The sequence below is a fragment of the Corallococcus sp. AS-1-6 genome, from assembly GCF_020037015.1.
Taxonomy (GTDB): Bacteria; Myxococcota; Myxococcia; order Myxococcales; family Myxococcaceae; genus Corallococcus.
This window is the reverse complement of the sequence record NZ_JAIQDE010000062.1, coordinates 1-8,799: the sequence shown is the minus strand read 5'-3', so window position 1 is coordinate 8,799 and position 8,799 is coordinate 1. Positions and strand designations below refer to the sequence as shown.

Below are 8,799 nucleotides of genomic sequence, written 5' to 3'. Positions count from 1 at the left end.
CCTCTCTCCTTCGACGCCTCCGTCAAGCAGCTCATCCAGGTCCTCGACGGCCATACCCTCTGCATCGTCCCCGACGAAGCCCGCGCCGACGTCGCTGAACTCATCAACCGCATTGGCCAGGACGCCCTCGACGTCCTCGACTGCTCTCCGGCCCACCTGCGCCTGCTGGTGGATGAAGGCCTGCTGGAGCGCAAGGCCATCCCCCACCGCGTCCTCGTCGGAGGGGAAGCCGTGGACCCCGCCACCTGGCGCCACCTTGCCCAGGCCCCGCGCCCGCGCGTCTTCAACGTCTACGGCCCCACCGAGTGCACCGTCGACGCCACCGCCTGCGCCTTCGACGCCTCCCCCACGCCCACCATTGGCCGCCCCCTCCCCAACGTGCGCGTCTACGTCCTGGACCGCACGCTGCGCCCCGTGCCCATTGGCGTCGCGGGTGAGCTCTTCATAGGCGGTGAGGGTGTCGCGCGCGGCTACCTCAACCGCCCGGAGTTGACGGCGGACCGCTTCATCCCGGATGCCTTCTCCTCCACCCCGGGTGCCCGCCTCTACCGCACCGGCGACGTGGTGCGCTGGCGCGCGGACGGGATGCTCGACTACCTGGGCCGTGCCGACTTCCAGGTGAAGGTGCGCGGCTTCCGCATCGAGTTGGGCGAAATCGAAGCCGCCCTCCTCAAGCATCCCCAGGTGCACGCCGCCGTGGTGCTGGCTCGCGAGGACATCCCCGGTGACAAGCGGCTCGTCGCCTACGTGGTCCTCACGGATGGCGAAATGGCGGCCGCACCATCGACGGACGACCTCAAGGGCTGGCTCAAGCAACACCTGCCCGAGTACATGGTGCCCTCGGCGCTCCTCGTGCTGGAAGCGCTGCCGCTCAACACCAACGGAAAGGTGGACCGCAAGGCCCTGCCCGCGCCGGTGGGTTCGGAGCTCGCGGCCCACTACGTCGCGCCGCACACTCCCACCGAGGAGCAGCTCGCGGCCCTCTTCACGCAGGTGCTGCACGTGGAGCGGGTGGGCATCCACGACGACTTCTTCGCGCTCGGAGGCCATTCGCTGCTGGCCACCCAGCTCGTCTCGCGCGTGCGCACCACCTTCCGCAGGGAGTTGCCCCTTCGAGCGCTATTCGAAGCGCCTACCGTCGCCGCCCTCGCCCGACGCATCGACTCCGAGGGGACATCCGCGCCGTCGATTCCTCTTCGGAGGGCCGCGACTCGCGGGGCTTCGGAGCCGCTGTCCTTCGCGCAGCAGCGGCTGTGGCTCTTGGATCAACTCCAGCCGGGGGATGCGTCCTACAACCTCCCCACCGCGCTCCAGCTCTCCGGACACCTGGACGTGGAGTCGCTGCGCCGCGCCTTCGAGTCGCTCGTCCAGCGCCATGAGGCCCTGCGCACCACCTTCCACGAACACCAGGGCCAGCCCACCCAGCGCATCCATGCGCCGGTGGAGTGGACCTTGCCGCAGGTGGACCTCTCCTCCCTGCCGGAGGCCCAGCGAAAGGAAGAATCCCGGCGACTGGCCGACGAGGAAGCGCGACGGCCGTTCGACCTCGCCAGGGGTCCGCTGCTGCGCAGCACCCTGGTGCGCCTGGAGGAGAATGAACACCTGCTGATGGTGACGATGCACCACATCGTCTCCGACGGCTGGTCCATGGGCGTCCTCGTGCGCGAAATGGTGGCCTTCTACGAGGCCTTCACCTCCGGAACGGCGCCGGCCCTCCCGCCGCTGGCCGTGCAGTACGCGGACTTCGCCACGTGGCAGCGCGACTGGCTCCAGGGCGAGGTGCTCGACGCGCAACTGGGTTACTGGAAGCAGCAGTTGTCTGGATCACCTCCAGCACTCGAGCTGCCGACGGACCGGCCGCGTCCGCCCGTGCAGTCCCACCGTGGCGCCACCGTGGCGGTGCGGATTCCCGCTCGGGTCTCAGACGCGCTCAAGGCCCTGGCGCAGCGTGAAGGCGCGACACCCTTCATGACGCTGCTGGCGGCCTTCCAGGTGCTGCTGTCGCGCTACTCCGCGCAGGATGACGTCAGTGTCGGCTCCCCCATCGCGGGCCGCACCCAGGCGGAGACCGAAGGCCTCATCGGCTTCTTCATCAACACGCTCGTCCTGCGGGCCCGGCTGGATCCACGCGCCACGTTCCGGGAGCTGCTCGCCCAGGTGCGCGGCACGACGCTCGCGGCGTACGACCACCAGCATCTCCCCTTCGAGAAGCTCGTCGAAGCCGTGCAGCCCACACGGGACCTGAGTCGCAGCCCTCTGTTCCAGGCCATGTTCGTCCTGCAGAACACGCCTGCTCGGGCGTTGCTCCTGCCGGGCCTGTCCTTCCAGGCCGCGCCGCAGGAAGCCCACTCCGCGATGTTCGACCTCTCCCTCTCGCTGCAAGAGGCCCAGGGCGGACTGACCGGCTCACTGGAGTACGCGACGGACCTGTTCGACGCGGCGACCGTGCAGCGCATGGCCGGCCACTTCTGCGTGTTGCTGGAGGCCATCGCAGAGAAGCCAGACACCCGACTGGGAGACCTGCCGCTGCTCACTGGCGCCGAGCGCCAGCAGCTTCTCGTGGACTGGAACCCGGCTGGCACTGAAACCCAGCGTGAGTCCAGCATCCCCGCGATGATGGAGGCGCAGGTACGCAGCACGCCGGATGCCGTGGCAGTCATCACGCCTGAGCGGCAACTGACGTACCGGGAGCTGGACGCGAAGGCCAGCCAGCTCGCGCACCGCCTGCGAGGCTTGGGTGTCGGGCCCGAAGTCCGCGTCGGCCTCTGTGTCGAACGTACCGAGGACCTTGTCATCGGAGCCCTCGGCATCCTCAAGGCCGGTGGTGCCTACGTGCCGCTGGACCCCAGCTACCCGCGTGAGCGCCTGGCATGGCTGCTGGAGGACGCCCAGGGCCCCGCCCTCGTGGCGCATTCCCATCTGCTCTCGGCGCTGCCCGAAACCAGCGCCACGCCCGTGTGCCTCGACTCGGACGTGGAGCTGGTGAAGCAGCCGACGACGGCGCCTACGGCGGACATCCACCCGGGCCACCTCGCCTACCTCATCTACACCTCCGGCAGCACCGGCCGTCCCAAGGGTGTTGCCATCTCCCACGGCAACGCTGTCTCCTTCCTCCACTGGGCCCTGGAGACGTTTACCCCCGAGGAGTTGAAGGGCACCCTCGCCGCGACGAGCATCAACTTCGACCTCTCCGTCTTCGAACTCTTCGCTCCGTTGAGCAGCGGTGGCGCGGTGGTGGTGGCACGCAACGCCTTGCACCTGGCGGAGCTGCCTACTGCCTCCCACGTCACCCTCGTCAACACCGTGCCCTCCGCCATGGCGCAACTGCTGCGCCTGGGTGCGGTGCCGCCTTCCGTGCGCGTCATCAACCTCGCGGGCGAAGCCCTCCCGGAGACGCTCGCCAAGCAGGTCTACGCGGTGCCCACCGTCGAGAAGCTCTTCAACCTCTACGGGCCTTCCGAGGACACCACCTACTCCACCGCCTCTCTCGTCGGCCGTGACGAGGTGCCTCTCATCGGCCGCCCGCTGCCCGCGACGCGCGCCTACGTCCTGGATGCTTCGTTGCAGCCAGTGCCCGTGGGGGTCGCGGGCGAGCTGTACCTCGCGGGTGAAGGCCAGGCTCGCGGCTACCTGCTGCGTCCGGACCTCACCGCGGAGCGCTTCGTCCCGGAGCCCTACGGGCCTCCCGGTGGCCGCATGTACCGCACGGGCGACCGCGTCCGTTACCGACTTGACGGGCGCCTGGAGTACCTCGGCCGAATCGACTTCCAGGTGAAGGTGCGTGGCTTCCGCATCGAACTGGGCGAAATCGAAGCTGCGCTTCGCCGTGCCCTGGGCCTCAAGGACGCCGTCGTCGTCGCCAAGGGCGAAGCCGCTGACAAGCGCCTCGTCGCCTACGTCACGCCCAAGGCGAATGCTTCACTGGAGGTAGAGGCTCTCAAGACGCACCTGCGTCAGGGCCTCCCTGAGTACATGGTCCCCACCACCTTCGTGGTACTGGAGGCCCTGCCCCTCAACTCCAACGGCAAGGTCGACCGCAAGGCACTCCCGGAGCCGGAGGCGCCCCAGTCCGGCAATACCTACGAAGCGCCTCGCACGGAGGCCGAAGCGAAGCTGGCCTCCATCTGGGCCGAAGTCCTGCGTCTGCCCCAGGTGGGCGTGAAGGACTCCTTCTTCGAGCTGGGGGGCCACTCACTGCTGGCCACCCAGGTGGTGTCGCGTATCCGCGCCGAGTTCAGCGTGGAACTGCCCCTACGTGCCCTCTTCGAGGCCCCCACCGTGGAGGCACTCGCCGGGCGACTGCACGGAAGCGCGACCTCTCAGGCCCCGAAGCTCACGCGCGTCTCGAATGACGGTCCGATGCCGCTGTCCTTCGCGCAGCAACGGCTGTGGCTCTTGGATCAACTCCAGCCTGGGGACGCGTCGTACAACATCCCCACGGCGCTCCAGCTCTCCGGACACGTTGACGTCGAAGCCTTGCGTCGTGCCTTCGAAGCACTCGTCGCCCGTCATGATGCCCTGCGCACCACCTTCCAGGCGCACCAGGACCAGCCCATCCAGACCATCCACGCGCCCAGCGGTTGGGCGCTGCCGCTCGTGGACCTCTCCGCCCGGCCGGAGGCACTGCGGGAGGAAGAAGCGCGACAACTGGCCAACGAGGAAGCGCGCCGGCCGTTCGACCTCAATAAGGGCCCACTGCTTCGCAGCACTTTGGTACGGATTGCCGAGAGCTCCCACCTGCTGCTGGTGACGATGCATCACATCGTCTCCGACGGCTGGTCCATGGGCGTCCTCGTCCGGGAGATGGTGGCCTTCTACGAGGCCTTCGCCACGAACAGCACGCCGGCTTTCGCGCCTCTGCCCGTGCAGTACGCGGACTTCGCCACGTGGCAGCGCGACTGGCTCCAGGGCGAGGTGCTGGACGCGCAGATCCACTTCTGGAAGCAGCAGCTCTCCGGGGCGCCCGCAGCGCTGGAGCTGCCTACGGACCGGCAGCGTCCACCCGTGCAATCGCACCGGGGCGCCACGGTGGACCTGCACATCCCCTCGGATGTCTCTCATACGCTCAAAGGCCTGGCTCAGCGTGAAGGTGCCACGCCCTTCATGCTGCTGCTGGCGGCATTCCAGGTGCTGCTGTCGCGCTACTCCGCACAGGATGACATCAGCGTGGGCACGCCCATCGCGGGCCGCACGCAGGCGGAGACCGAAGGCCTCATCGGCTTCTTCGTCAACACGCTCGTCCTGCGTGCGCGCGTGGCCCCCCGAGCCACATTCCGGGAGCTGCTAGCCCAGGTGCGAGGCACGACCTTCGCGGCCTTCGAACACCAGCACCTGCCGTTCGAGAAGCTGGTCGAAGCCGTGCAGCCCACGCGCGACCTGAGCCGCAGTCCCCTCTTCCAGGCCATGTTCGTCCTGCAGAACACGCCCACCGAGGCGCTGCGCCTGCCCGGCCTGTCCTTCCAGGCCGAGCCGCTGGAAGCCCATTTCGCCAGGTTCGACCTCTCGCTGGGTCTGCGCGAAGGCCCTGACGGCTTCGTCGGCACCCTGGAGTACGCGACGGACCTGTTCGACGCGGCGACCATCCAGCGCATGGCCGGCCACTTCGGTGTCTTGCTGGAGGCTATCGCACGGAAGCCGGACACCCGCCTGGGCGATCTGCCGTTGCTCACGGATGCAGAGTGCCAGCAGCACCTCGTCGAATGGAACCCACCCGTCTCGCAGGTGGCGCGTGAGCCCAGCATCCCCGCGATGGTGGAAGCCCAGGCACGCCGCACGCCGGATGCCTTCGCTGTCATCACGCCTGAGCGGAAACTGACGTACCGGGAGCTGGACGCGAAGGCCAACCAACTTGCACACCGCTTGCGAGGTCTGGGCGTCGGACCCGAAGTCCGCGTCGGCCTGTGCGTCGAGCGTACCGAGGACCTTGTCATCGGTGCCCTCGGCATCCTCAAGGCCGGGGGTGCCTACGTACCGCTGGACCCCAGCTACCCGCGTGAGCGTCTGGGCTGGCTGCTGGAGGACGCCCAGGGGCCTGCACTCGTGGCGCATTCGCACCTGCTCTCGGCGCTGCCTGAAACCAGCGCCACGCCCGTGTGCCTCGACTCGGACATGAAGCTGGCGAGGCAACCCACCACTGCGCCCACGGTGGACATCCACCCGGCCCACCTCGCCTACCTCATCTACACCTCCGGCAGCACCGGCCGTCCCAAGGGCGTCGCCATCTCCCACGGCAACGCCGTCTCCTTCCTCCACTGGGCCCTGGAGACCTTCTCGCCGGAGGAGTTGAAGGGCACCCTCGCCGCGACGAGCCTCAATTTCGACCTCTCCGTCTTCGAGCTCTTCGCCCCGTTGAGCAGCGGTGGCGCGGTGGTGGTGGCACGCAATGCCCTGCACCTGGCGGAGCTGCCCACCGCCTCCCATGTCACCCTCGTCAACACCGTGCCCTCCGCCATGGCGCAACTGCTGCGCCTGGGCGCGGTGCCGTCTTCCGTGCGCGTCATCAACCTCGCGGGCGAAGCCCTGCCGGAGACACTCGCCAAGCAGGTGTACGCGGTGCCCACCGTCGAGAAGCTCTTCAACCTCTACGGGCCTTCCGAGGACACCACCTACTCCACCGCCTCTCTCGTCGGCCGTGACGAAGTGCCGCTCATCGGCAGGCCCCTGCCCGCGACGCGGGCTTACGTGCTGGATGCTTCGTTGCAGCCGGTGCCCGTCGGTGTCGCGGGCGAGCTGTACCTCGCAGGCGAAGGCCAGGCTCGCGGATACTTGCTGCGTCCGGAACTCACGGCAGAGCGCTTCGTCCCGGAGCCCTACGGGCCTCCCGGCGGACGCATGTACCGCACGGGTGACCGCGTCCGTTACCGACTTGACGGGCGTCTGGAGTACCTCGGCCGCATCGACTTCCAGGTGAAGGTGCGCGGCTTCCGCATCGAGCTGGGCGAAATCGAAGCTGCGCTTCGCCGTGCCCCGGGCCTCAAGGACGCCGTCGTCGTCGCCAAGGGCGAAGCCGCTGACAAGCGCCTCGTCGCCTACGTCACCGCTCGCGACGGCCACTCACTCGACTCCGAGGCACTCAAGGTCCACCTCCGGCAACGACTGCCCGAGTACATGGTCCCCTCCGCGCTCCTTGTCCTCGACGCCCTTCCCCTCAACTCCAATGGCAAGGTCGACCGCAAGGCCCTCCCCGAACCGGGGAACCTCGCGCGTTCATCCGACTTCATCGCTCCTCGGACCGACACCGAGGCGCAGCTCTCCGCCCTCTTCTCGGAGGTGCTCCGCGTGGAGCGCGTGGGCATCCGGGACGACTTCTTCGCCCTCGGGGGCCACTCCCTTCTGGCCACCCAGCTCGTCTCGCGCGTGCGGGCGACGTTCGCGGTGGAGCTGCCGCTTCGCGCCCTCTTTGAATCCCCCACCGTGGAGGCGCTCGCGACGAAGCTCGCGGGTTCCCGGTCCGCCGCGCTCCGCGTACCGCCGCTGCGGCCCTCGCCGCGCGAAGGCATCATTCCGCTGTCCTTCGCACAGCAGCGCCTCTGGCTGTTGGATCAACTCCAGCCGGGTGACATCTCGTACAACATCCCCACCGCCCTGCGACTGACGGGTCAGGTGGACGTGGAGTCCCTGCGCCACGCCTTCGAGGCGTTGGTGGAGCGCCACGAAGCGCTGCGCACCACGCTCTCCACCGACCACGAAGAGCCGTCACAATGCATTCAACCTCCCTACGGCTGGGAGCTGCCCGTCATCGACCTCACGTCCCTCCCCGAGTCACAGCGTGAGGAGGAGGCCCAGCGCGTGGCGGACATGGAAGCCCGGCGCCCCTTCCTCCTCACCACGGGCCCGCTGCTGCGAAGCACGCTGGTGCGGCTGGGGCAGGACTCGCACCTGTTGCTGGTGACGATGCACCACATCGTCTCCGACGGCTGGTCCATGGGTGTCCTCGTCCGGGAAGTGGCGGCCCTCTACGAAGCCTTCAGCACCGGCCGCGCCCCCACCCTCCCGCCGCTGCCGGTGCAGTACGCGGACTTCGCCGTGTGGCAGCGAGGCTGGATCCAGGGTGAGGCCCTGGACGCGCAGTTGGGCTATTGGAAGCAGCAGCTCGCGGGGGCTCCGTCCGCGTTGGACCTGCCCACGGACCGGCCGCGTCCGCCCATGCAGTCCCGCCAGGGGGCAACGGTGGACGTGCGCGTTCCTGCTCCGGTTTCCCAGGCACTCAAGGCCCTGGCCCAGCACGAAGGTGCTACGCCGTTCATGGTGCTGCTCGCCGCCTGGCAGGCGCTGCTGTCCCGCTACTCCGGCCAGGAAGACATCAGCGTGGGTTCACCGATTGCTGGCCGGACCCAGGCGGAGACCGAGGGCCTCATCGGCTTCTTCGTCAACACGCTGGTGTTGCGCGCCCGGCTGCAGCCGCGGGACTCGTTCCGCCAGTTGCTCTCCCAGATGAAGAGCACCACGCTCGCGGCCTACGAGCACCAACACGTTCCCTTCGAGAAGCTGGTGGAAGTCCTCCAGCCCGCGCGCGACCTGAGCCGCAGCGCCCTCTTCCAGGCGATGTTCTCCCTCCAGAACACGCCCACGGAGACGCTCCGACTGCCTGGACTGTCCTTTCAGACCGTCCCGGTGGACACGCGGTCTTCCAAGTTCGATCTCACGCTGACGTTGCAGGACTCGCCTCAGGGCTTTGGCGGAACCCTGACGTACGCCACGGACCTCTTTGACGCCTCGACCCTGCAGCGCATGGTGGGCCACCTGGGCGTGCTGCTGGAGGCCATCGCCGCCCAGCCGGACTCGACGCTCGCGAGCCTG

General features: G+C 68.5%; 1 protein-coding gene. It reads left to right on the top strand.

The window, feature by feature from the left end; all coding sequences use genetic code 11:
* Nucleotides 1-8,799: non-ribosomal peptide synthetase (locus K8612_RS38475; protein WP_223765893.1), on the top strand; the 8,799-nt coding region annotated here is incomplete at both ends.